The sequence below is a fragment of the Blattabacterium cuenoti genome, assembly GCF_014252115.1.
GTDB classification, from domain to species: domain Bacteria; phylum Bacteroidota; class Bacteroidia; order Flavobacteriales; family Blattabacteriaceae; genus Blattabacterium; species Blattabacterium cuenoti_AK.
The window spans coordinates 262,542-285,689 of the sequence record NZ_CP059211.1 but is presented as its reverse complement, the minus strand read 5'-3'; the positions used below and the strand labels follow the sequence as shown (position 1 = coordinate 285,689).

The 23,148-nt window shown below is 25.1% G+C and carries 21 protein-coding genes and 1 pseudogene; 6 read left to right on the top strand and 16 right to left on the bottom strand.

Going from position 1 to position 23,148, the window contains the following annotated elements; genetic code table 11:
• Positions 1-2 precede the first annotated feature (2 nt).
• Positions 3-1,004 (bottom strand): long-chain-fatty-acid--protein ligase, encoded by a 1,002-nt coding sequence (locus H0H44_RS01355; RefSeq protein ID WP_185871889.1) that lies wholly within the window; start codon positions 1,002-1,004, stop codon positions 3-5.
• Positions 994-1,503: a CvpA family protein gene (locus H0H44_RS01350; protein ID WP_185871888.1), complete on the bottom strand. Its 510-nt coding sequence runs from the start codon at positions 1,501-1,503 to the stop codon at positions 994-996. The genes H0H44_RS01355 and H0H44_RS01350 overlap by 11 nt, the downstream gene beginning before the upstream one ends.
• A 33-nt stretch (positions 1,504-1,536) precedes the next feature.
• Between H0H44_RS01350 and H0H44_RS01345 the strand changes: the two genes are divergently transcribed.
• Both H0H44_RS01345 and pheS read left to right on the top strand, forming a co-directional pair.
• Positions 1,537-1,899: a hypothetical protein gene (locus H0H44_RS01345; RefSeq protein WP_185871887.1), complete on the top strand. Its 363-nt coding sequence runs from the start codon at positions 1,537-1,539 to the stop codon at positions 1,897-1,899.
• 5 nt (positions 1,900-1,904) lie between these two features.
• Positions 1,905-2,894, top strand: a complete 990-nt coding sequence (pheS, locus tag H0H44_RS01340) for a phenylalanine--tRNA ligase subunit alpha (protein WP_185871886.1) — start codon at positions 1,905-1,907, stop codon at positions 2,892-2,894.
• On the opposite strand, the gene rlmB is transcribed toward pheS, so the two are convergent.
• Both rlmB and H0H44_RS01330 read right to left on the bottom strand, forming a co-directional pair.
• Positions 2,878-3,639, bottom strand: coding sequence for a 23S rRNA (guanosine(2251)-2'-O)-methyltransferase RlmB (rlmB, locus tag H0H44_RS01335; protein WP_185871885.1), 762 nt, complete (start codon positions 3,637-3,639; stop codon positions 2,878-2,880). The two genes, pheS and rlmB, sit on opposite strands and share 17 nt — an antisense overlap.
• 362 nt (positions 3,640-4,001) lie before the next feature.
• The gene (locus H0H44_RS01330; RefSeq protein WP_185871884.1) at positions 4,002-4,265 is read right to left on the bottom strand and encodes a YtxH domain-containing protein; all 264 of its coding nucleotides are present in this window, start codon (positions 4,263-4,265) and stop codon (positions 4,002-4,004) included.
• Between the two features lie 112 nt (positions 4,266-4,377).
• Here H0H44_RS01330 and murB point away from each other — a divergent pair, with 112 nt between their 5' ends.
• A complete protein-coding gene (gene murB / locus H0H44_RS01325) occupies positions 4,378-5,403 on the top strand; it encodes a UDP-N-acetylmuramate dehydrogenase (protein WP_185871883.1) in 1,026 nt (341 codons plus the stop codon).
• 85 nt (positions 5,404-5,488) lie between these two features.
• Positions 5,489-6,307 carry a purine-nucleoside phosphorylase gene (locus H0H44_RS01320; RefSeq protein ID WP_185871882.1) on the top strand — a complete coding sequence of 273 codons (819 nt, stop codon included), beginning with the start codon at positions 5,489-5,491 and terminating at the stop codon, positions 6,305-6,307.
• A 15-nt stretch (positions 6,308-6,322) separates the two neighbouring features.
• On the opposite strand, the gene H0H44_RS01315 is transcribed toward H0H44_RS01320, so the two are convergent.
• Positions 6,323-7,333, bottom strand: a complete 1,011-nt coding sequence (locus tag H0H44_RS01315; protein WP_185871881.1) for an Mrp/NBP35 family ATP-binding protein — start codon at positions 7,331-7,333, stop codon at positions 6,323-6,325.
• A gap of 37 nt (positions 7,334-7,370) precedes the next feature.
• Between H0H44_RS01315 and H0H44_RS01310 the strand changes: the two genes are divergently transcribed.
• Both H0H44_RS01310 and pnuC read left to right on the top strand, forming a co-directional pair.
• Positions 7,371-8,009, top strand: coding sequence for a 4'-phosphopantetheinyl transferase family protein (locus tag H0H44_RS01310; RefSeq protein WP_185871880.1), 639 nt, complete (start codon positions 7,371-7,373; stop codon positions 8,007-8,009).
• Positions 8,010-8,021: 12 nt separating this feature from the next.
• A complete protein-coding gene (pnuC, locus tag H0H44_RS01305) occupies positions 8,022-8,657 on the top strand; it encodes a nicotinamide riboside transporter PnuC (protein WP_185871879.1) in 636 nt (211 codons plus the stop codon).
• Here pnuC and hisS read toward each other — a convergent pair.
• The 11 genes and pseudogenes from hisS to H0H44_RS01250 all read right to left on the bottom strand — a co-directional run bounded on the left by hisS (position 8,648) and on the right by H0H44_RS01250 (position 23,139).
• Complete coding sequence (hisS, locus tag H0H44_RS01300; protein WP_394798467.1) at positions 8,648-10,006, bottom strand: histidine--tRNA ligase; 1,359 nt, start codon at positions 10,004-10,006, stop codon at positions 8,648-8,650. The two genes, pnuC and hisS, sit on opposite strands and share 10 nt — an antisense overlap.
• Positions 10,007-10,062: 56 nt before the next feature.
• On the bottom strand, positions 10,063-11,400 hold the full coding sequence (gene ftsZ, locus H0H44_RS01295) for a cell division protein FtsZ (protein ID WP_185871877.1): 1,338 nt from the start codon (positions 11,398-11,400) through the stop codon (positions 10,063-10,065).
• 11 nt (positions 11,401-11,411) lie between these two features.
• A complete protein-coding gene (gene ftsA, locus H0H44_RS01290; protein WP_185871876.1) occupies positions 11,412-12,758 on the bottom strand; it encodes a cell division protein FtsA in 1,347 nt (448 codons plus the stop codon).
• A 4-nt stretch (positions 12,759-12,762) separates the two neighbouring features.
• Positions 12,763-13,491 carry a cell division protein FtsQ/DivIB gene (locus tag H0H44_RS01285; protein ID WP_185871875.1) on the bottom strand — a complete coding sequence of 243 codons (729 nt, stop codon included), beginning with the start codon at positions 13,489-13,491 and terminating at the stop codon, positions 12,763-12,765.
• A gap of 4 nt (positions 13,492-13,495) precedes the next feature.
• Positions 13,496-14,875, bottom strand: a complete 1,380-nt coding sequence (gene murC / locus H0H44_RS01280) for a UDP-N-acetylmuramate--L-alanine ligase (RefSeq protein WP_185871874.1) — start codon at positions 14,873-14,875, stop codon at positions 13,496-13,498.
• Positions 14,872-15,978, bottom strand: a complete 1,107-nt coding sequence (murG, locus tag H0H44_RS01275) for an undecaprenyldiphospho-muramoylpentapeptide beta-N-acetylglucosaminyltransferase (protein WP_185871873.1) — start codon at positions 15,976-15,978, stop codon at positions 14,872-14,874. Before murG ends, murC begins: the two co-directional genes overlap by 4 nt.
• Entirely contained in the window at positions 15,968-17,164 is a 1,197-nt protein-coding gene (locus H0H44_RS01270; RefSeq protein WP_185871872.1) for an FtsW/RodA/SpoVE family cell cycle protein, read from the bottom strand. Before H0H44_RS01270 ends, murG begins: the two co-directional genes overlap by 11 nt.
• Positions 17,151-18,511 (bottom strand): annotated as a pseudogene (murD, locus tag H0H44_RS01265) (UDP-N-acetylmuramoyl-L-alanine--D-glutamate ligase). The gene H0H44_RS01270 and the pseudogene murD overlap by 14 nt, the downstream one beginning before the upstream one ends.
• Positions 18,512-18,516: 5 nt before the next feature.
• Complete coding sequence (gene mraY / locus H0H44_RS01260; RefSeq protein WP_185871871.1) at positions 18,517-19,698, bottom strand: phospho-N-acetylmuramoyl-pentapeptide-transferase; 1,182 nt, start codon at positions 19,696-19,698, stop codon at positions 18,517-18,519.
• A gap of 1 nt (position 19,699) precedes the next feature.
• Positions 19,700-21,175 carry a UDP-N-acetylmuramoyl-L-alanyl-D-glutamate--2,6-diaminopimelate ligase gene (locus H0H44_RS01255; protein WP_185871870.1) on the bottom strand — a complete coding sequence of 492 codons (1,476 nt, stop codon included), beginning with the start codon at positions 21,173-21,175 and terminating at the stop codon, positions 19,700-19,702.
• Complete coding sequence (locus H0H44_RS01250; protein WP_185871869.1) at positions 21,172-23,139, bottom strand: penicillin-binding protein; 1,968 nt, start codon at positions 23,137-23,139, stop codon at positions 21,172-21,174. The genes H0H44_RS01255 and H0H44_RS01250 overlap by 4 nt, the downstream gene beginning before the upstream one ends.
• Positions 23,140-23,148: the final 9 nt, after the last annotated feature.

Genomic DNA, 23,148 nt, shown 5'->3' with positions numbered 1-23,148 from the left:
GCTTAAAATGGAAACATTAGATTACATCCTCTAATATCTGAAAAATTCATTCTTCCTAAGACTTCGAATTCATTGTCATTTATTTTTCTACCTAAATCTTCGGTAGAAATAAAAGGACAAGATAGATAATTTGATAAATCAATAATATTAATTCCTCCTATTTTATTATTATTTACATGGATGAAAGGATCTTCAGGGTCTCTTATATATATTTTCATCCAAGGGGGACATTGAAATATACCGTTTTTTTTTGCATATGCTTGAGAAAGCAATTCTGTCATTCCATATTCAGAATGAATTTCATTTACACAAAAAAATTTTTTTAAAATACCGTGTAATTCTTCTCTAATTATTTCTTTTCTTTTCCCCTTCATTCCTCCTGTTTCCATAATTATAATTTTTTTTGGACATTTATTTTGTTTTAGATGATTATTTTTTTCTATAAAATCTAGTAAAAAAAAGCTAAGTCCAAAAATGATAATATTTTTATTATTTTGATTATGAAGAAAATGTACTTCTTTATATTTATCAGAAGTATAAGGTACAAAATGACTTCCATTTTTATAGGTTTTTTGTATAAAATATTTAACCATATAAATTAAAGAAGAATTTTCCTTTTCTTTTTCTTTAGGAAAGAATCCTAAAAACTTAAATTTTTCTATTGAACCATAAAAAAATTCAAAACTATTTCTAATACTATCAATATAAATATTCAAATTTTTTATATAATGTTTACTTTTTATTCCGGTAGTACCACTGCTGGTAAAAACAATATCGTAAGAATCCGTTATATCAGTACTAAAAATACGATTCGTTTTAAAAAAAGAGATAGGTAAAAAAGGAATATCAGAGATATTTTTTATTTCAAATGGATCTACCTCTAAGGATTGAAGATAATTTTTATATATTTTGTTATTTTTAATTTGGTAATGGAATATATCCCATGTCAAATTATCAAAATCTATTTTTGATGAGACAGAAAAAATTTTTTTTTTAAAATTCATAAAATTCAAAATATAATTCTTTTAATTTATCAAAAAAAGATTCTTTTTGAGATAAAAAAAATTGAAATTCTTTTTCAAAGGAATTTTTAAAAAAATTATAAGGTAATAGATTCATTTTTTTATTTGCTTCTTTTAGAAAAAGGATACATATTGAAAGAAAAAAAAAATATTTAATCATGCCTAATATTATACCCATCAACTTGTCTATAGGTTTCATCCATGTAATGATCATTATGAATTCTATGATTTTTTTAGTTATAAAAGCAATAAGAATCATAGAAAGAAACGTAATTATGATAGAGTAAGTTATTAAAATGTGTGGTTTATTGCTTACTAGATTGTATCTCTTTAGTGTTTCTATGACTAAATCAAAAACATAAAAACCTTTGAAGATCAATAATGAAAGTATCATAAATATGAATAATTGAGAGATTAATCCTTTTTTATATCCATGATATCCGCCATATAAAACTAAAATTATAATAATTATATCTAACATGTTTTTATTATTAAATATTTAAATAAAAATAAAATGGATAAAGAACTTACGCGAAAATTTCATATCAATTGGAATAAAGTAATGTCATATATACAAAATAATTTTTGTATAGAAGGAAAAATTGATTTGATTGGAATCATTTATCTAATAGGAATTCAAGAATTAGGAAAAGGAAATAATCGATTCTTTAATAAAGAAAACAAAATTAATATTCTACATATTGCAATATGTAGAATATTAGAACCTTTTGGTTATTACTTATTTATTGGAAGAGATCAGGAAGGTTGGCCTCATTATATATTGAAAAATAAGATCCCTTTTAATCAAAAAGATCAATTATTTTTAATTAAAAAAGCTATAATTCGTTATATGAATGAAGAAAATATTCTGAAATAAGTAACATGAATAACAAAATAGACCAAACTAAAGAAGAAATAAAATATTTTCATATTAAAACATATAATGATTTAGAATTATTTAGAATTAAATTTTTAGGAAAAAAAAAGGGAATTATTACAAATTTATTTAAAGAATTAAAAAAAATTTCCATTTATAAAAGAAAAATATATGGAAAAACTATTAATGAGTTAAAAAAAGAGGTTAAAAATAAAATAAAAATTTTTCATGAAAAAAATGATATTCAAAATGATAAAATTCTTAATTTTGACCCTACTATCCCCGGAAAATCGATAGAAATAGGATCCAGACATCCTTTATCTATTATAAAAAATAAGATAATAGATCTTTTTGGAAAAATTGGATTTCTCCATGTAGATGGACCTGAAATTGAGGATGATTGGCATAATTTTACAGCCTTAAACATTCCTATTTCACATCCAGCTAGAGATATGCAAGACACATTTTTTTTATGTAAAAATTCAGATATTTTATTACGTACACATACTTCTTCTGTTCAAATACGGTATATGAAAAAACATAGTCCACCTTTTCGTGTATTATCCGTTGGAAAAGTATATAGAAATGAAACCATTTCATCACGTTCTAATTTTATGTTTCATCAAGCAGAAGGTTTTTATATAGATAAAAAAGTTTCTTTCTATGATTTAAAACAAACAATTCATTATCTTATCACTTCTCTTTTTGGAGAAGTAAAAATTAGATTTCGTCCTTCTTATTTTCCATTTACCGAGCCTAGTGCTGAAGTAGATATTTATTATAACAATAACAGTGGGTGGATAGAAATTATGGGTTGTGGAATGATAGATCCTCAAGTTTTAAAAAACGTAAATATTGATTCAGAAATTTATTCTGGATTTGCTTTTGGATTGGGAATTGAACGGTTATCTCTAATCATTTATCAAATGAAAGATATTAGAATTTATTTTGATAATGATATTCGTTTTTTAAAACAATTTAAAAGTGAGTTTTAGATTGATATTTTCTTTGTCTAAAAACTTCATATAGAATAATACCACAAGCTACAGAAACGTTTAAAGATGAAATTCCTTTTATTAGTGGAATTTTTGCTGTTTCATAGGAAATTTTTAAATATTTAGAAGAAATTCCTTTTTCTTCATTTCCTAGTATTAAAGCTATTGGACCTGAAAAATCGATATTGTACCAATATATATTGGATTTTTCTGTAGCAGAAACAATTTTAAATCCAGAATTCATTAAAAATTTTATTGTGTTTAATATATTTTTTTCTTGACATATTGGAACTTTAAATAAAGCACCTGAAGAAGTTTTTATAGAATCAGAGCTAATCATGGCTGTATCTTTTTTTGGAATAATGATAGCATCTACACCTGCACATGCAGCAGTCCGTATTATAGATCCAAAGTTTCTTACATCTGTAATTCGATCTAGAATAATCAAAAGTGGATTTTTACCTTTTTCATAAAACATAGGGAGCAAATCTTCGATATGATAAGTTTCTATAGTAGGAAGAAAAGCAAAGACTCCTTGATGATTTTTATTTTTAATTTGATAAAATTTTTGTTTAGAAACGATCTGAATTGGAATATTCTCTTTTTTAGAAAGGTTTATTAATTTTTTGTAAGCATTTGATACTTGTTTCAATCCTGTTTGAAGAAACAGTTTTTTAATAGTTTTTTTAGCTATAATTGCTTCTATCAATGGATGTATTCCATAAACAATTTCTGATTTCTTCATAAAATTATTTTTTTTTATCAAAAATTTTAATAAAAAATTTATTTAATAAATTTTTGATAATGAATCTTATAATATCTCTACAAAAATAAAATATGATTATAAAAATTAAAAAATATAACATAGTTAAAATACCAAATCCTATGATATAATTTCCAAAATAAAAAGAAAGAAAAAAACATAAAGAAAGGCTTACTAAAAAAAAAATAATAATACACAGTATCAACAATAAAAAATTCAGAAAAACCTCTGTTATAATAGAAATTAATATTCTAATGACTTCATTTCTAAAAATACACCATTTTTTATGGATAAAATTTTTAATAAAAATGAACATTTTAAAATGATGAAATACTTATTTAGTATTAAGTTCCTAATTCATCTTCTACTTGATCCATTTTTTCTATTTTATTTTTTTTCCATTTAGATTCAAAATCTGATTTAATTTTGTGTACTTTTTTTTCAATTTTTTTACCAATTTCCTGTAATCTGTCTCTCAATTTTTCTGTTTTTTTTTCTAAAATATTTTTTATTTTTTCCTCTTTTTTTGGAGTTAATATTATACCCACCATCAAACCTGCCATAGTTCCTAAAATAACTCCCCAAAAAAAACTTACTCCTTTTTTCATAAAAAATAACAATTTTATATTTTTACCTAATTAAGATAAATTTAATCATACAATACTTACATACAAAATTGTATTTATATATTTATGAAATATTTTTATAAATGTTTTTTACATGTTTATTAAAAAAAATTTTTCTTTAAAAAAACTTAATACATTTGGAATAAATGTTTATGCTCGATATTTTGTAGAAGTGAAAAATATAGAAGAACTTCATGAAGTTTTTGATGTATATTCATACAGTTCAAAACTTTTTTTAGGAAATGGAAGTAATATTCTTTTTTTAAAAAATTACTATCCGGGATTAGTCATCAAAATGGGAATTAAAGGAAAAAAAATAATTAAAGAAACTGATAAACAAGTAATTATTAAAGTTAATGCTGGAGAAAATTGGAGTGAATTTGTAAATTGGACAATCAAAAAAGGATTTAGTGGATTAGAAAATTTATCATTCATTCCTGGAACAGTTGGAGCAGCTCCTATTCAAAATATTGGAGCATATGGATCAGAAATCAAAGATACTTTAGTTAAAGTACAAGCATATAAAATTGATAATAGAAAAATTATAGATTTTACACATAAAGAATGTCAATTAAAATATCGTTATTCCTTTTTTAAGGATCTTCGTTTTAAAAATCAATTTATGATTTTATCTGTTTTTTTTCTTTTAAAAAAAAATAATAAACAATTAAACACATCATATTATGTGGAAATTCAAAAAGAATTAGAAAATATGAATATTAAAATTCCAACTATAAACAATTTAAGTCAGGCGATTTTTAATATTAGACAGAGGAAACTTCCAAATCCAAAAAAAATTGGAAATGCTGGTAGTTTTTTTATTAATCCTATAATAGGAGTATTGGACTTTAAAAAACTAAAACATCAGTATCCGTCTATTATAGGTTATAGTATTTCTAATTATCAAGTTAAACTATCTGTTAATTCATTAATTGAAAATATAGGATGGAAAGGAAAGAGAATTGGAAATGTAGGAATATATGAAAAAAAACCTATCATTTTAGTAAACTATGGAAGAGCTACTGGAATGGAAATATTTTCTTTTTCAGAAAAAATAACGAAAAATATAAAAAAAAAATTCGGTATTTCTTTATCAAGAGAAGTAAATGTTATACAATAAATTAAAATGAAACAACTCTCCTTTATTTTATTTTTCCCTTATTGTTTTTCTGTTGGGAAGACTAATTTGATAAAAACTTGAATTAATGTCAGTGATTCTAACTTTAGAAAAATCAAAACAATATATACAAAAAAAAATCAAAGAAAAACCTGATTTTGGAATTTTATTATTAGGAAATCAATTCGATGAACTGATAGAGGAAATCAGAAATCCTATATGTATTCTTTATGAAGAAATACCACTTTTCTCAAAAAAAAAATTATGTGGAAAATTTTTATTTGGTAAAATAGAAGATAAAAATGTAGTTTTTTTAATAGAACCTTTTTATGAGGAAAAAATAACATACAATTTTTCTATTGTTTTATGTAAAAACATAGGAATAGATAAGTTAATATTGATTAATATTTCTGGTGGGATCAACCCAAACTACAAAACGGGAGATGTTATGTTAGTTAAAGATCATATTAATTTTTTTCCGGAAAATATTAATATCAAAAAAGAATTTTTGAAAAATAGGTTTTTTGAAGTAACAGAACCATATGATAAAAAAATGATAGAAATTGCAGAAAATATTGCGATGAATCATAATATCATTATTCAGAAAGGAGTATATGTTGCTTATCCTTATCCTAATTATAAAACTTCTGCAGAATATGCTATGATACGATCTATAGGAGGGGATAGTGTAGGAATGAATATAGTAACAGATGTTATGACAGCTAGATGTATGAATATACGAGTATTTGCTATATCCATTGTAATGGGCCTGTATGAAAAAGCTAAGGATAATAAAACTCATAATTTATATGATGCTGATTCTTTGAACCCTTTTTCTAAAGAAATGGAAAAATCTATATCTTTACTAATATTAATAATAAGAGAATTTATTAAACTTTGTTTATAAACAATAAAACAATATTTATTCATTATGTAGTTGATGGATAATATTTTTTGTGATCTTTAAAAAAATATCTCTAATATTTTCATTTTTTAAAACAACAGGAATTCCTAAATCTGAATATTCTCGTATTTCTTGCAACATAGGAATTTCTCCAAGAAAGAAAAGGTTCATTTTTTTGGAAAAATATCTTACTCCATTTTTTCCAAAAAAATGAACCTTTTCTTTCTTTCTTTTTAAAGAAACAGAAACATAAGACATATTTTCTATAATGCCAAGTATAGGAACATAAATAGATCTAATACGAAACATTCCTACAGATCGACTGACATCAGATAAAGCTATTTTTTGAGATGTACTTACTATTACAATTCCTTTTAATGGAATCTCTTGCAAAAGAGATAAATGAATGTCTCCTGTTCCTGGCGGTAAATCTACAATTAAAAAATCTAATTCTCCCCAATTAGTTTCGTGGATAAATTGTCTCATAACTTTAGTAACCATAGGGCCTCTCCAAACAATAGGTTGTCCATATTTTGAAAAAAACCCTATAGATATAATTTTAACACCATAACTAGTCATAGGGGTCATCATTCCATTTGAAAGTTTACAATTCACAGAATCTCCTTCAAGATTAAACATTAGTGGAATAGAAGGGCCATAAATATCTGCATCTAATAATCCAACTCGGAAACCCATTTTTACTAAAGAAACAGAAATATTTGTTGATATTGTAGATTTTCCTACTCCTCCTTTTCCAGAAGCTATAGCTAGTATATTTTTTATGATAGGTTTTATTTTTTGATTTGATTCTATTTCAATGCATATTGAACATAGAATATTTTGATTTTTTATGGAATGAGTAATATCTTTTATGAGTTTTTTTTTTATATGCATAGTAGGGTTGGATAACCTCAATGAAATTTTAATTTCATTATTTGATAAATCTATTTTTTTTATCCAACCAGATTCGACAATATTTTTATTATCAATGATAACGTTCTTTAACGCTTTTTCAATTTTCTCTTTCATAAGATATAAAATAATATTCAAAATACTACAAAAAAAAATGATTAGATGTATTACCTATAAATTTCATACCCTTCATACGATAATCATAGTTTTTATATGGAAACATTTTTTAGAAACTATGATTTTAAGAACACTTTCTCTTTCAGATCAAGAAAAGGTGTTCTTAAAATCATTATCAGAAAAACGAAAAAGAGAATTTTTAGGAATACGTTATGTCTTGAAATACATAAACATAAAAATGAATATTTTTTATAATGAAAGAAGAAAACCTTTTCTTTTTCCTGAAGGAAAACATATTTCTTTAAGTCATTCTTTTGAAAAAATAGCCATAGCTATAAGTTCTTATCGTATAGGAATAGATATAGAGAAATTACGAGAAAATAAGAAAATAATAAAGATAAAAAAAAAATTTATTAGAGATGATGAATCTATTTTTATTCATCCAAATTATGAAGAAGACTATTTGCATATTATATGGGGAATAAAAGAAAGTTTATATAAACTAGAAGGAGGAATTTTTTATAGTTTTTTAGATCATTATAAAGTTTCCCCTTTTTGTCTGAAAAGGGATTCTTGTGTATCATGTTGGATTATAAAAAAATCCTATAGTAAACGTTTTTCTGCTTTTTATAGAAAAATAGAAAAACATTACTTAGTTTATATTATAGACAAATAAATCATTATTTACATGATAAATGATTGGATCAATATCCTTTTATTCCCTTATTATTATCATAATAGTTGGTTTTATATAATTTTAGAATTTACAGCTGTAGTGTTTACTATATTCAGCGTTATATGTGCTCAAAGAAATAATATATGGGTGTATCCAATAGGAATAATCAGTACAATTATATATTGTTATTTAACTTTTGAGATTTCTCTTTATGGAGATTTTATTATTAACGTGTATTACACGTTAATGAGCATCTATGGATGGTATGTATGGATATCCAAAAATAATAGAAATAAAAAAATACTTATTACTTTTTGCAAAAAAAAAGATTATTTTTATACTTCTATTTTGTTTTTATTTACTTGTATTTTCAGTACAATGATTTATTGTTTTTATGGAAAACTTCAATCTCATTATGACTGGATGGATATACTAACAACGGGTATTTATTTTTCTGGTATGTATCAAATGTCTATGAAAAAAGTAGAAAATTGGATATTTTGGATAGTAGGAAATGGAATTTCCGTTCCTCTTTATTTTTTTAAGGGGTTCATATTGACAGGAATTTTATTTATTATTCTTTTTCTATTGTCTGTAATCGGATTTTTTATTTGGAAAAAAAAAGCAATTAATAAAATTTATTTATAATTTTTTTTTAATTGATTCACAAGATCATTCATGTTGTCGTATTCTTTTTCTACCCCCTTATTAAGATCTTTCATTCTGATTTTATTTTCATTGATTTCATTTTTCCCTATGCTAATAGCAAATGGAATATTATTATCATTAGCATATCTAAATTGTTTTCCTATTTTATCTGCATTAGGATACAATTGAGTAGAAATTCCTTTTTTTCTAAAAAATTTGATTATTTTGTATGCATGCAAAATCTCTTCATTTCCGAAATGAATAAACAAAACTTTTGAAGGTTTACTTTCAATAGTTTGAAACAAATTTTCTTTATCCATTTCTAAATAAATTCGATCTAAACCTAAAGAAATTCCTACTCCATAAACATTATTCATTCCAAATAAATTAGCTAATTGATCATATCTACCTCCTCCTCCAATAGAAACAGAGTTTTTGTTATTAATTGGAACAATTTCTAATATTGTTCCTGTATAATAATTCATTCCTCTAGCTAAAGAAAGATTCCATTCTAATTTTGTCTTTTGTAAAGAAATATTATTTATTTTATTATAAATAAAGCTTAAATCTCGCATTCCTTTTTTACCTTTTTCAGAATTTTGTAAGGCTAGAGTCAAATGTTTTTCTTTTTTATAGAAATTTTCTTCCATATCGAAAAAAAAAGCTACTTTATCAAAAGATTCAGATGAAATTCCTTTATCAAGCATTTCTTTTTTTACTGAATCTCGTCCAATCTTATTCCATTTATCTAAAGACGTAGTAAAATGTTTCCATAAGTTATTTTCTATTCCAGCAATTTCAAATAATCCTACTAATATATCTCTATGATTTATATAAATAACAACAGGAAAATTTAATTTATTGAAAATTTCGTCACAAAGTTGAATTAATTCTATTTCTTCCCATAAAGAGCAAGAGTATGATATCATATCTGCATCACATTGATAAAATTCTCTCCATCTTCCTTTTTGAGGTTTATCTGCACGCCATACAGGTTGTATTTGGTATCTTTTAAAAGGAAAAACGATTTCATTTTTATGCATTACTACATAACGAACAAAGGGGACCGTTAAATCATATCTAAGAGCTTTATTAGACATTTTTTCAGTAAAATATTTTTCAATATTAACCGTTTTTTTATCATTATTAATCTGTTTCAATAAACATAAAATTTTCTTTTTCAAAAGATTACCTGAATGTAACAATTTGAATATTAAGGAATCACCTTCTTTTCCATATTTTCCAGTAAGAGTGGATATATTTTCAATAGAAGGAGTTTCTATAGGACTAAAGCCAAAAAGTTCAAATTGTTCTCGAATTGTTTGAATTAAATAATTACGTTTACTCATCTCAATGGATGAAAAATCTCTGGTCCCTTTTGGGATATTAGGAAATATCAATTGAATTATTGATTTGTATTATTTTCTTTTTTATGAATACGATTTATCAAAATTTTTTTATTTTCACTGTATGAAATAGGAAGATCAAAACTATTTTCCAATATATATTTTTTACGTTTTTCTTTTATAATAAAATTTGAGTTGATAGATTCATTAAAAATATTTTGTTTTTTATTCGATGACAAGTCATCTTTATCAAAATGATTTGATTTAGAAAAATCTTTTGAAAGAATAGGATCTATTCTTTTAGAATGTATTTTTTCCATTTTTTTTAATTTTTGTTCATAAGGTTCTTCTAACCTATGAAAAATTTTTTTTTCTTCGTTATTAATAACTCGTTGTATTTCAGTAGGAAAACCAGTAGCTACTATAGTAACTGAAATACTTTCTTCCAAAATTTCATCTTCTCCTAGACCCATAATAATATTAGCATTATTACCTGCTTCAGTTTGTATATAATCGCTAATAATTCCTATTTCATCTATAGTAATTTCTATTTTTCCTGAAACAATAAGAAGAAGAACATTTTTGGCTCCCGTAATTTTATTATCATTCAATAACGGAGAATCTAATGCTTGTACAACAGCTTCTTTCGCTCTATTTTCTCCAACAGCAATAGCAGACCCCATAACAGCAGTTCCACTTTCTTTTAGGACAGTTCTTGTATCTCTTAAATCTATATTTTGTTTATAATGATGAGTGATAACTTCTGCAATACCCTTAGCTGCAGTTGTTAAAACTTCATCTGCTTTTGCGAACCCGGCTTTAAATCCTAGATTTCCATATAATTCTCTCAATTTATCATTATTAATAACAATGAGAGAGTCTACATTTTTTCTTAACGATTCTATTCCTTTTTGGGCTTGTTGTAATCTCATCTTTCCTTCAAAATGAAATGGAATTGTAACGATACCTACAGTTAAAATTCCTTTTTCTTTAGAAATTCCTGCAATAACTGGGGCAGCGCCTGTTCCTGTTCCTCCACCCATTCCTGCTGTAATAAAGGTCATTTTAGTATTAGAATCTAAAATACTTTTTATTTCTTCCAAACTTTCTAATGCAGCTTTTTCTCCAACTTCTGGATCTGCTCCAGCACCTAGTCCTTCCGTAATAGAAACTCCTAATTGAATTTTTATAGGAACCGGATTATTATTTAACGCTTGTGCATCCGTATTACATGCTATAAAGTCTACTCCAGTAATTCCTTGCTCAAACATATGACTTAAAGCATTACTTCCCCCTCCTCCTACTCCAATTACTTTGATAGAGGCTGAACGATTTTTTGGAAATTCCAATTGAACATTTTCTTTTTCTTTTCTTAGTGTAAAATCTTCTTTTTTCATTTCATGGTTTATTATTCTGTATCATTCAATATTTGACGGAACTTATCTGCCCAAATTTCAAAAAAAGATTTTGATTTTTTTTTATTTTTTTTCTTTTTATGATCTTCTCCATAATTGATATTTTTATTATAAAATTTTGTAGAAATCAATTCAGAATTTTCATCATATCTACGCCCCATATTACAAAGATATTTTTTTTTGTCATGAAGCCCTTTAATTACCAATCCTATAGATGTAGCGTATTCTGGATTATTTATAAGTCCATTTTCTCCTCCTGCAATATGTTCATTAGAATAACCTATACGAACATCCATTCCAGTAATATATTCTGTCAACGGACGAATATGTTTTAATTGAGAACCTCCACCTGTCATGACTAACCCTGCAATAAGTCTTTTCTTTTGTTCTTCATTTCCATAATTTTTTATTTCTATATTTACTTGATCCAAAATTTCACATACTCGTATATGAATAATTTGGGAAAGATGTTTTAAAGAAATTTCTTTAGGATCTCTACCTCTTAATCCAGGAATACAAACAATTTCTGTTTCCTTATTTTCTCCTGGCCATGCAGATCCAAATTTGATCTTCAGTAATTCTGCTTGCCGTTCGATAATCAAACAATCTGTTTTTATATTTTCAGTAATAACATTACCTCCAAAAGGTATAACGGCAGTATGACGTATAATATTATCTTTAAAGATAGCAATATCCGTAGTACCTCCTCCTATATCTACTAAAGCTACACCTGCTTCTCTTTCTTCGGTACTTAATACAGCTTCAGCAGAAGCTAGAGGTTCTAAAGTCATTCCAGATAAATTCAGACCTGCAGCTTTTACACATCTTCCAATATTTTGGATCGAAGAAATTTGTCCTACTACTACATGAAAATTTGCTTCTAAACGACTTCCATACATTCCTATTGGTTCTCCTATTTCTGCTTGACTATCAACTTTATATTCTTGTGGAAGAACATGAATAATTTCTTCTCCTGGTTGCATAACTAGTTTATGAACTTGATCTATTAATTTTTGTATATCTTTTTGACTGATAACATTTTCAAAATCTAATCTAGTAATATAATCATTGTGTTGTAGACTTCTGATATGTTGCCCTGCTATTCCAACAATAACTTCTTTTATTTTTAAACCAGAACTATGTTCTGCTTCAGATACAGCTTCACGAATAGCTTCAATTGTTTGAGTTATATTATTTACAACTCCTCTATGCACACCTACACTTTTAGATCTACCTATACCTAAAATCTCAATTTTATTATATTCATTTTTTCTTCCCACTATAGCTACAATTTTCGTTGTTCCTACATCCAGACCTATAGCTATATCTTGATGTTCCATAGACTTATCTTTTTTTTGCGACTATTTGGTCTTTATATTGTAAATCAATACTCTTGTATTGATTAATATCTATTTTATTTAGATACTGTTTATAAAATTCTTTTAATTTATTCAATTTATTTTTAAAATCCTTTATATCTCCTAATATTATATGATGATTTCCGATTTTTGGAATCAAAACAAATGAATTTTTATTATTTTTTTTTATGCTAATAATTTGATTTTTTAATAATTCATCGGAATTTATGAAATTGATCAAACTTGTTAAATATTTTTTTTCTTCTTTTGAAAAAGGACCTTTTGCTAAAATGACTTTTGACGAATAAAAAGAAGAAAGTTTTAAATTTTCGGCCTCTTCAGTAAGATAATATTCCTTATTTCCATTTTTTATTCTTAAAATGGGTACTTTTTGACAAATTTTAATATTAAGAGAACCATCTACACTAAGAAATACTTCCGATTTCTTTATAAAAGGATAATTATTTAATTTTTGTTCCATTTCTAATATACATAATTGACCGATTTTTTTTTCAATCTTTTCTGTTTTATAAAAAAGAATATTTTTAATAATCTCTTCATTTACAAAACGATTTTTAGATAAAGGATCTATGATAATATTAAATTTTTTCAAAATTCTATTTTTATGCGTTTTTTGAGAAAAAAAAGAAAGAGATATCATAAAAATCATATATAGTAATAAAATAATGATAAAAAATGTTTTATTATTTTTCATTTATTTATTCATATCGTTTATACAACCATTTTTTGATAGGAAGGATTAATGTATCTATATTTCCAGCCCCCATTGTCAGAATAATATCAAAATATTTTTTTTCAATTTTTTCTAAAACTTTAGATAAAGTAGATATTTCTTTATTATTCATTCTTATTTTTTCTAATAAACGATTAGAATTAATTCCATTTATAGGAAGTTCTCTAGCTGGATAAATATCTAATAAAATTAAAATATCAAGATGTTCTAAACTTTTTGCAAATGATTTTTCAAAAAATTTAGTTCTACTAAATAGATGAGGTTGAAAAATACCTAATATCTTTTTATTTGGAAAACATTTTCTTACAGTTTTAATCAATGCATTAATTTCTGTCGGATGATGTGCATAATCATCTATATATATTTTTTTTGAAGATTGATAATGAATACTATACCTTCTTTTGATTCCTTTAAATAAAAGTAAAGCTTGTCTTATTTTTTCTTTAGGGATTTTTAAATAATCAGATATAGATAATGCTGCAGTAACATTTTTTAAATTATGTTGACCTGGAATAGGTAAAAGTAGAGATTTCCATGTTTCTTTAGGAGTATGAAAATCAAAATACCATTTATTTTCTTTTATACAAAGATGATTGGAGTAATAACTTTCTTTTTTTATTACGGAATAATATATAGCATTATCAAATCGAAAAGATTCTTCTTTGCATAGAAATATTTTTTTATATGGTTTTTTTATCTTATCCAAAAAAGTTACATAAGCCTTTTTCAAAAATTTTTCGTTGGGATAAGTGTCTATATGATCTTGATCAAAAGATGTTATACATGCTATATTAGGAGATAAATATAAAAAAGAATGGTCAAACTCATCTGCTTCTACCAAAAAAATTTTTTTTTCATTTAAAACATTATTCAATATTAAATTTGATTGATAATTTTCAGATATTCCTCCTAAAAAAGCAGTTACATTCATTCCAACACTATATAAAATATGTCCTAACAGAGTACAAGTGGTCGTTTTTCCATGGGCACCCCCTATGGCTATACAAATATTATTTTCTATAATTAAAGACAACACTTGAGAACGTTTTTTTATATTTTTTCCATATTTTTTTAAATATGTCCACTGTTTATGATCTTTAGTAGGAATAGCTGGAGTATATACAATTAAACATTGTTTAGATAATACCCATTCGGGTAATATTTCTGTATTATCATGATAATTTATGGATATTCCTTCTTTTTCTAATTTTTTTGTCAAAAAAGTTTCATTTTTATCATGACCAGAAACAGTTTTTCCCATAAGATGAAAATATCTAGCAATAGAGCTCATTCCTATACCTCCTATCCCTATAAAATAAAAAGAATCAATTTTGTTTAAATTCATAAAATAATTTGTAAAATCTCGTTGACAATATCATTCGTTGCTTTAGGTTTTCCTAATTTTAATATATTTTTTCTCATTTTTTTTTTCATGCTATAATCATTTGCTAATTTGATGACAGAACTCACTAATTTATTCTCTATTTCTTCGTTTTTTATAATCAAAGCTGCTTCTTTTTCTTCTAATATTCTAGCATTTCGATTTTGATGGTCATTTGAAGACCAAGGAAAAGGTATCAATATATATGGTTTCCCTATCAAACATATTTCTGATATAGTTAAAGCTCCAGCTCTAGATACAATTATATCCGCAGCAGCATAACATATAGGCATATTTTCAATAAATTCCATGAAAATAATATTTGAATGATGAGATATTTCATTTTTTTTAATTTTATGAATATCGAATTTTCCTACTTGCCAAATAAGTTGTATGTCTAATTCTATTATTTTTTTTAATCCTTTTATCCAAGCATTATTAATACTATTGGAACCTTGACTTCCCCCTATAGATAAAATAATAGGTTTTTTTATTTTTAATCCTAAATGAAAACAAGCTTTTTCTTTACTAGGAAGTTTTAGTATTTCAGATCTGACTGGATTTCCAGTTATGATCGTTTTTTCTTCCTGAAAATATTTTTTTGCTTGCTCATAAGCAACACAAATCTTACTTGCATAACGAGAAAATATTCTATTAGTCAATCCAGGAAAAGAATTCTGTTCTTGAATCAGAATAGGTATTTTATTTCTTTTTGCAGCATATAAAGTAGGAAAACTAACAAAACCACCTGTTCCAATAACTATATCTGGGGAAAATTTTTTAATAATTTTATTTGCTACAAATAAACTATTTATCAACTGTATAGATAAGATAAAACCTGATATAGAAAAAAATTTATCTTTTCCACCTGAAATACAAATTCCTTCAATAGAATATCCAAATCTGGGAATTTCTTGCATTTCCATACGATTTTTAGATCCAATAAATAAAATATTGGTTTTTGGAATTTTCTTTATAAGTTCATTAGCAATAGCAATTCCTGTATATATATGACCTCCAGTTCCTCCGCTTCCAAAAATAATTTTTGGTGAAATATTATGGTTCATAATCTGTTATTATTTTAGTGGAGCCAGTCTGATTTTTATATATCATTCGACTGACACTTAATATAATACCAAAACTAAAAAAAGTAACCCACATGGAAGTTCCTCCCGCACTAATCAGTGGCAAAGTTTGTCCCGTAACTGGAAATAAACCAACAGCTATTCCCATATTAATTAGTGCTTGATTGATTATAGGTAAACCTACTGCAAGGACCAATAAAGAACAAAAATAATTTTGTACCTTTGTTGCTATTATCAAAATTCTCATTAGAATTAATATGTAAATAAATAAGAGTATAACACCTCCAATAAATCCATATTCTTCTATTATGATAGCATAGATAAAATCTGAAGAGGATTGGGGAAGAAAAGCTTTTAAAACACTCTTTCCAGGGCCACGACCAAATTTATTTCCTAAAACAATAGCCATCTTAGATTGTTTCATTTGATAACTTTCTTCAGATTCATGATCCAAAAATTGTTCTATCCTACTTTTCCATGTATAAACCCTATTCATAGGGTTTCCCCATTTTATTACAGAATAAATATATATTCCTGAAAATAAAAATCCCATTAGAAAAACACCTATAAGACTTATTAACGGATATCCACCTATAAAAAGTAACATTAAAACGGATATAAAAACAATTGCAGCAGTAGATCCATTGGCAGGAAAAATAAGTCCAATAATAAGAAATATAGGAAATAACAAGGAGAAAAAAGAGTTTCTAAAATTGATTCGCTCTTTATTTTTTTTAGATAAATATCTAGCACAATAGATGACGAGAGCCAATCCTGCAATATTAGAAGTTTGAAAAGATATATTTATAATAGGAATATGTAACCAACGAGAAGCATTCACTCCATATAATTCTTTTTTTTGAGTCATCGTAAGAATTAATAAAATAAATACTATAGGCATGGAAAAAATAGACATACGGTAAAAATATTTATAGTATATAAATTGAGTGAAAAAAAGAATGAAAAATCCAACTAACAAAAAAAGAGTATGTTTTAACAAATAATTGAATACTGTATTTGTCCCTCTATATATAGAAACTAAATTGGTACTAGCAGAATAAACTGGTAAAAAGGAAAATATAGCTAACAAAGAAATAAAAGCCCATAAATATCTATCTCCTTTTATATATTTATTCAAAAATAAATCTATTTTTTCATAAATTTTCATGAATCAATTTTCTTACTTCTTGTTTAAATTTATTTCCTCTCTCCTTATAATCTTTAAAAAGATCAAAGCTGGAACAAGCAGGAGATAATAGAACGTTATCTCCATGAGAAGATAATATATAAGCCATATAAACAGCTTTTTTAATATTTTCTGTTTCCAGAATAATATTAATGGTATTTTTAAAAAAATCAATAATCTTTTTATTGTTTTTTCCTAAACAAATTATAGCTTTTACTTTTTTTTTAACTAAAGGAATTAATTCTACATAATTATTCCCTTTATCTTCTCCTCCTGCTATCCATATAATAGGTGCATTCATACTTTTTAATGCATAAAAAACTGCATTTACATTAGTTGCTTTAGAATCATTAATGAATTGTACTCCATTTATATTTAATATTTTTTCCATACGATGTTCTATAGATTTAAATTTTAATAGTACGGAAATTATTGATTCTTTTTTTACATTTAATATTTCGGATATAATCAATGAAGCCATAATATTATATAGATTATGATCTCCTATTAAAGGAATATCTTTTACATTGATAAAATATATTTCCTGATTTTTTTTTCGAATAAATATTTTGTTATTTTTTACATAAGCTCCTATGTGTAATTCTTCTTTGATAGAAAAAGGAATACAGTGAGACCTAATAATATGTTTATTTAACCCTTTTCTTATAATAGGATCATCATAATTGTAAATGAAAATATCTTCCTTTTTTTGAAAATCTGCTATTTTCAATTTCGAATCCATGTAATTATCAATATTATTATTATATCTGTTTAAATGATCTCTTGTTATATTTAATAATACTGCAATATTTGAACGAAAGTTCAAACAATCATCTAATTGAAAACTACTCATTTCTAATATATAAATATCTTTTTTTTTATAATTTCTTTTGAAAAACTATGCCCAATATTTCCTGCTATCCCTACATTCATTCCTTTTTTTTTAAGTATTTGATAGACAATAGAACAAGTTGTTGTTTTTCCATTACTTCCTGTAATTCCGATTATATAAGAATTCCCAATATAACTTTTACCGAATTCTAATTCGGATTGTATGGGAATTCCGAATAAATTGATTTTTTTTATTAAAGGGTGATTTCTATAAATACCCGGACTTTTTATCACTTTAACAGCATGTCGAATAATTATATCTTCTGTATGCCCTTTTTCTTCAAAAGGAATTTTATTTTTTATTAAAATTTTTTTGTATTTGTTTAGGATAACTCCAGAATCAGATAAAAATATTTTTAATCCATTTTTCTTAGCTAATAAAGCGGCTCCAACTCCACTTTCTCCTCCACCCAATACAACTATGAATTTTTTTTTCATTTTTTTTATATAATTAATAAAATAAATACTAACATAGACAACATCATTTGTATGATGATAAAACGATTGGAAATTTTATTTTCATGATATCCTAATTTTTGAAAATGATGATGTAAAGGAGCCATGAGAAAAATTCTTTTTCCTACGCCATATTTTTTTTTAGAATATCTAAAATACAATACTTGCATGATTACAGAAATATTCTCTATAAAAAAAATTCCACATAAAACAGGTAATATGATTTCTTTTCTATTTATAATAGCTAGTGTAGCTATAACGCCTCCTATAGTTAAACTTCCAGTATCTCCCATAAAAATTTGAGCTGGATAAGTATTATACCAAAGAAAACTTATCAAAGTTCCTAAAAACGAAAAAGAAAATATAATAATTTCTAATAGATTAGGAATATATATAAAATGGAAATAAGAGGAATATATCTTACTACTGGAAATTATAGATAATAGAGATAAAGTAATAAAAATAATAGAAGAAATTCCAGCTGTTAATCCATCTATTCCATCAGTTAAATTAGCTCCATTGGATAAAAATATAATAATTATAACAACAATAGGAATAAAAATAATCCATGTATATTTTCTCCATTTTTTATTATACCAACTCAGAATATAAGCATAGTTAAATTCATTCAAAAAAGGAATAGTAGTCTTGAATCCATATTCTTTTAAGGAAAAAGAATATAGATTTTTTGATTCTGTTTTTTGAACACTAGAAATACTCGTATTAAAATACATAGTAATTCCAATAAAAATTCCCAATATGATTTGACTGAATATTTTACTCATTACACCAAGTCCTTTTTTATTATATTTTATTTTAATATAATCATCTATAAATCCAATACTTCCCATATACAATGTAGTCATTATCAACATTAATACGTACACATTATTTAACGCAGAAAAACATATTGTAGGAATTAACGTTGAAAATATAATAATAATACCACCCATACTTGGGGTTCCTTCTTTTTCTTTTTGACCCAAAAGCCCAAGATCTCGTATTTTCTCTCCTATGATTCTATTTTTTCGATTCCAACATATAATCTTTTGATACAAAATTAAAGCTATACAAAATGATAAAAAAAAAGCTATAATTGCTTTATAAAAAACAGGATTTATGTTGATATATAAGTAAATATAAATTAAGGATTTAAAAAAAATAATCATCTTACTTATCGTAAGTTTTTAATAAATATTGAGCAATTTTCATATCATTAAAAGAATAACGAATTCCTTTTATTTCTTGAAAAGTTTCATGCCCTTTTCCTGCTATTAGAATAATATCTTTTTCTTTTGCAATTTGAATTGCAGTTTGAATAGCTTCTGTTCGTTTGAAAAAGGTCAAAATAGATTTTCCTTTTAGAGATGATCTAAAATTTTTCATGTCATCAAATATTTTATTTATATCCTCATTTCTAGGATTGTCAGATGTGAAAATAGATACATCACATGTTTCATAAACAATTTTTCCCATTAAAGAACGTTTTTTTATGTCCCTATTTCCTCCACAACCTATGACACAAATTAATTTTTCATCATCATTTTTTATGTTTTTAATAGTATATAAAATGGATTTTAATCCATCTGGATTGTGAGCATAATCTACAATAATATGAATACCTGAATTGGATATAAATTGCTCAAAACGTCCTTTTATGGGTTTAACATATTTTATATATTTCAGAATATCAATTTTATTTTTTCCCAATAAAATAGCTGTTGCATAACTAGCCAGAAGATTATAAATATTAAATCTACCCATCAAATGGGTAAAAATTTGATAATTATCAATTAATAACTGATTTCCATTCATATTTTCTTCTAAAATTTTGATCTTAAAATCAGATTTTTTTTTTATACCATAAAAATAGATTTTAGCTAAAGTTTTTTTTATGATTTTATGTGAATTTTCATCATCGGAATTGACTAATGCAAAAGTTTCTTTAGATAAATTTTCAAAAAAAGTCCTTTTAGTAGATAAATAATGATTAAAAGATCTATGATAATCTAAGTGATCATGTGTAATATTAGTAAAAACTGCACCTTGAAATAATAAACCTGCAATTCTTTTTTGGTGTATTCCATGTGAACTTACTTCCATAAAAGCGTATTTACATCCTTGTTGTACTGAAATATTTAAATATTTATTAATATCAATAATGTTCGGAGTTGTATGTGTTGTAGGATATTCTCTAGATGCTATTTTTACACCTATAGTAGAAATTAGAGTATTTTTTTCTCCCATTTTAGAAAATAACTGATGAAGTATTGTCGCTGTAGAAGTTTTTCCATTAGTTCCAGTTATTCCTACTAATTTTATTTTTTTTGTTGGATGATCATAAAAATTAGATGATATAATTCCTAAAGCTTCCATAGAATCTGGAACAAGTATATAAGTGATATGTTTGTTATTATGAATAATGGAAAAGGAACTTTTATCAAAAATTATAGTATTAGCTCCTTTTTGTATAGCATTTATAATAAACTGATGTCCATCTGTTTTTTCTCCTTTTATAGCTACGAAAATCATATTTGATTGTACTATTTTGGAGTCTATAGAAATTCCTTTTACAAATTTATAAGTATTTTTTCCTATTATTTTTAAAATATGTACTTTTTTCAGTATATCTTTTAGTTTTTTCATTCTTCTAATTTTAGAAAAATAATCTGATTTTTTTTCAATTTTTTTCCTGGTTTAACAGACTGGGTTATCACTTTTCCTATTCCTTCATACTGAATATGAAATCCCTTATTTTCTAATAAGGGAATGATCTCTTTTCCGGGAATAGATATTACATTAGGCATGATCCATTTATCAATCAAAAAATTTTTTGATTCGATAATTTTATTTAATAAATTTTCTTTAAGTTTTCTATTTAGTATTTTTCGTTCTATTCTGGGGTAAATATATTTTACGATTTGGTCAAATACAGGGACTGCTACCTCAATACCATAATATCCTTTTTCTGGTTTTGAAATAACTACAATACAAGAATATTTTGGATTTTTAGCAGGAAAGTATCCTACAAAAGAACTATTATAAGTTAAAGGTCTTCCTTTCATCCAATAATTTAATTGTGTTGTTCCTGTTTTTCCAGCGTAAGGATATTCTGGATTATAATATTTTTTAGCAGTTCCATTTTTAACTACCCCTTCTAACATATTTTGAATTTTAATTAAAGAAGATTTTTCAGCTATAGAAGGAATCATGACGATAGGTTTTTTATATTTTTTTATACTTTTTCCATGATATTTTATTTCTCGAATAAATAGAGGTTTAATCATTTTTCCCTGATTTGCAATAGCATTATAAAATATAAGTATTTGCAAAGGAGTTAATTTCAGATTGTATCCAAAAGTCATCCATGGTAAAGTGATACTACTCCAATTTTTTTTTCCTGGTTCTGGGATGAAAGGTATGCTTTCCCCTGGAATATCTATTCCTATTTTTTTATCTAATCTCCACTTACGTAAATGCTTTATAAATTTTTCAGGATTGTTTTTATAATTATTGTGAATAATTCTTGCGATACCTACATTTGACGATAATTCCAAAATTTTCTTTGGATTCATTTTAACGCATCCATTATAATGACTATCGCGTATTTTTTTTCCTTTCAATTTCATGACTCCACCTTTAGTATTAACAACCATATTTACATCTATTTTTTTGTCTTCTAAAGCGGCAAGAATAGCCATCGTTTTAAAAGTGGATCCTGGTTCACTTCCTTCCCATATTGCAAAATTTCTTAAATCTTCATAAGTATTTTTTTTTGTTTTTTCAAGATTGATCATCGCAGGAATTTCTCCACTTTTGACATCCATCAAAATTACACATCCATGATCTGCTTGAGAAATGGATAATTCTTGAAGCAATGCATGATAGGCTATGTCTTGTAAATATATATCTATAGTGGAATAAACATCTTTTCCATCTTCTGGATTAACTTCATTTTCTGATTTCAATGGTTTCCATATTTTAAAACTAATACGTTGTTCTAATCTTCTTCCATCTTTCCCTTTTAAATATTTACTAAAAGCCCCTTCTAATCCCGCTTTTCCCCTATGATCATCATATCCTAATGTTCTTTTTCCAATATTTTCCAATGTATGAATTCTGCATATTTTTTTTTCTACAATAAAACCACCTCGTATTTGCCCCTTGTTGAAAATGGGTAAATTTCGTAGTATTTTAAAATGTGGATAATCTAAATTTTTTGCTAGTAAAAAATATCTGTTTCCCCTTTTTTTTTCATATATAAATTTTTTATAGAAAAAAATTTTTGGTTTTTTTAATAAAGATTCCAAAGAATTACATAAAGAATAAATATTTTCTTTAAATAATTTATCAGATATAGACATAAAATCAATATGAATATCATATCTAATAACAGACATAGCTAAAATACTACTGTCTGAAGCATAAATATTACCACGTTTTGCTTTAATTAAATTAGTTCTAATTGTTTTTTCTATAACAGATTTTTTGTATCCTTTTGAATAATTTTGTATGTAGAATAAATTGAAAATAATTAATATTGCAATAAATATGAATAAAAAACCAATTAAATAAGATTTATATAACAAAACATATCTTTTTTGTTTCATTTTTTATTT

Coding starts and splice junctions, on each gene's coding strand:
- H0H44_RS01255 (WP_185871870.1), bottom strand. CDS start 21,175: ATGAAAAAACTAAAAGATATACTGAAAAAAGTACATATTTTAAAAATA.
- H0H44_RS01310 (WP_185871880.1), top strand. CDS start 7,371: ATGATTAGATGTATTACCTATAAATTTCATACCCTTCATACGATAATC.
- H0H44_RS01250 (WP_185871869.1), bottom strand. CDS start 23,139: ATGAAACAAAAAAGATATGTTTTGTTATATAAATCTTATTTAATTGGT.
- murB (WP_185871883.1), top strand. CDS start 4,378: ATGTTTATTAAAAAAAATTTTTCTTTAAAAAAACTTAATACATTTGGA.
- murC (WP_185871874.1), bottom strand. CDS start 14,875: ATGAATTTAAACAAAATTGATTCTTTTTATTTTATAGGGATAGGAGGT.
- H0H44_RS01320 (WP_185871882.1), top strand. CDS start 5,489: ATGTCAGTGATTCTAACTTTAGAAAAATCAAAACAATATATACAAAAA.
- ftsZ (WP_185871877.1), bottom strand. CDS start 11,400: ATGAAAAAAGAAGATTTTACACTAAGAAAAGAAAAAGAAAATGTTCAA.
- hisS (WP_394798467.1), bottom strand. CDS start 10,006: ATGAGTAAACGTAATTATTTAATTCAAACAATTCGAGAACAATTTGAA.
- pheS (WP_185871886.1), top strand. CDS start 1,905: ATGAATAACAAAATAGACCAAACTAAAGAAGAAATAAAATATTTTCAT.
- pnuC (WP_185871879.1), top strand. CDS start 8,022: ATGATAAATGATTGGATCAATATCCTTTTATTCCCTTATTATTATCAT.
- rlmB (WP_185871885.1), bottom strand. CDS start 3,639: ATGAAGAAATCAGAAATTGTTTATGGAATACATCCATTGATAGAAGCA.
- mraY (WP_185871871.1), bottom strand. CDS start 19,698: ATGATTATTTTTTTTAAATCCTTAATTTATATTTACTTATATATCAAC.
- H0H44_RS01315 (WP_185871881.1), bottom strand. CDS start 7,333: ATGAAAGAGAAAATTGAAAAAGCGTTAAAGAACGTTATCATTGATAAT.
- murG (WP_185871873.1), bottom strand. CDS start 15,978: ATGAACCATAATATTTCACCAAAAATTATTTTTGGAAGCGGAGGAACT.
- H0H44_RS01285 (WP_185871875.1), bottom strand. CDS start 13,491: ATGAAAAATAATAAAACATTTTTTATCATTATTTTATTACTATATATG.
- H0H44_RS01345 (WP_185871887.1), top strand. CDS start 1,537: ATGGATAAAGAACTTACGCGAAAATTTCATATCAATTGGAATAAAGTA.
- H0H44_RS01270 (WP_185871872.1), bottom strand. CDS start 17,164: ATGAAAATTTATGAAAAAATAGATTTATTTTTGAATAAATATATAAAA.
- H0H44_RS01355 (WP_185871889.1), bottom strand. CDS start 1,004: ATGAATTTTAAAAAAAAAATTTTTTCTGTCTCATCAAAAATAGATTTT.
- H0H44_RS01350 (WP_185871888.1), bottom strand. CDS start 1,503: ATGTTAGATATAATTATTATAATTTTAGTTTTATATGGCGGATATCAT.
- H0H44_RS01330 (WP_185871884.1), bottom strand. CDS start 4,265: ATGAAAAAAGGAGTAAGTTTTTTTTGGGGAGTTATTTTAGGAACTATG.
- ftsA (WP_185871876.1), bottom strand. CDS start 12,758: ATGGAACATCAAGATATAGCTATAGGTCTGGATGTAGGAACAACGAAA.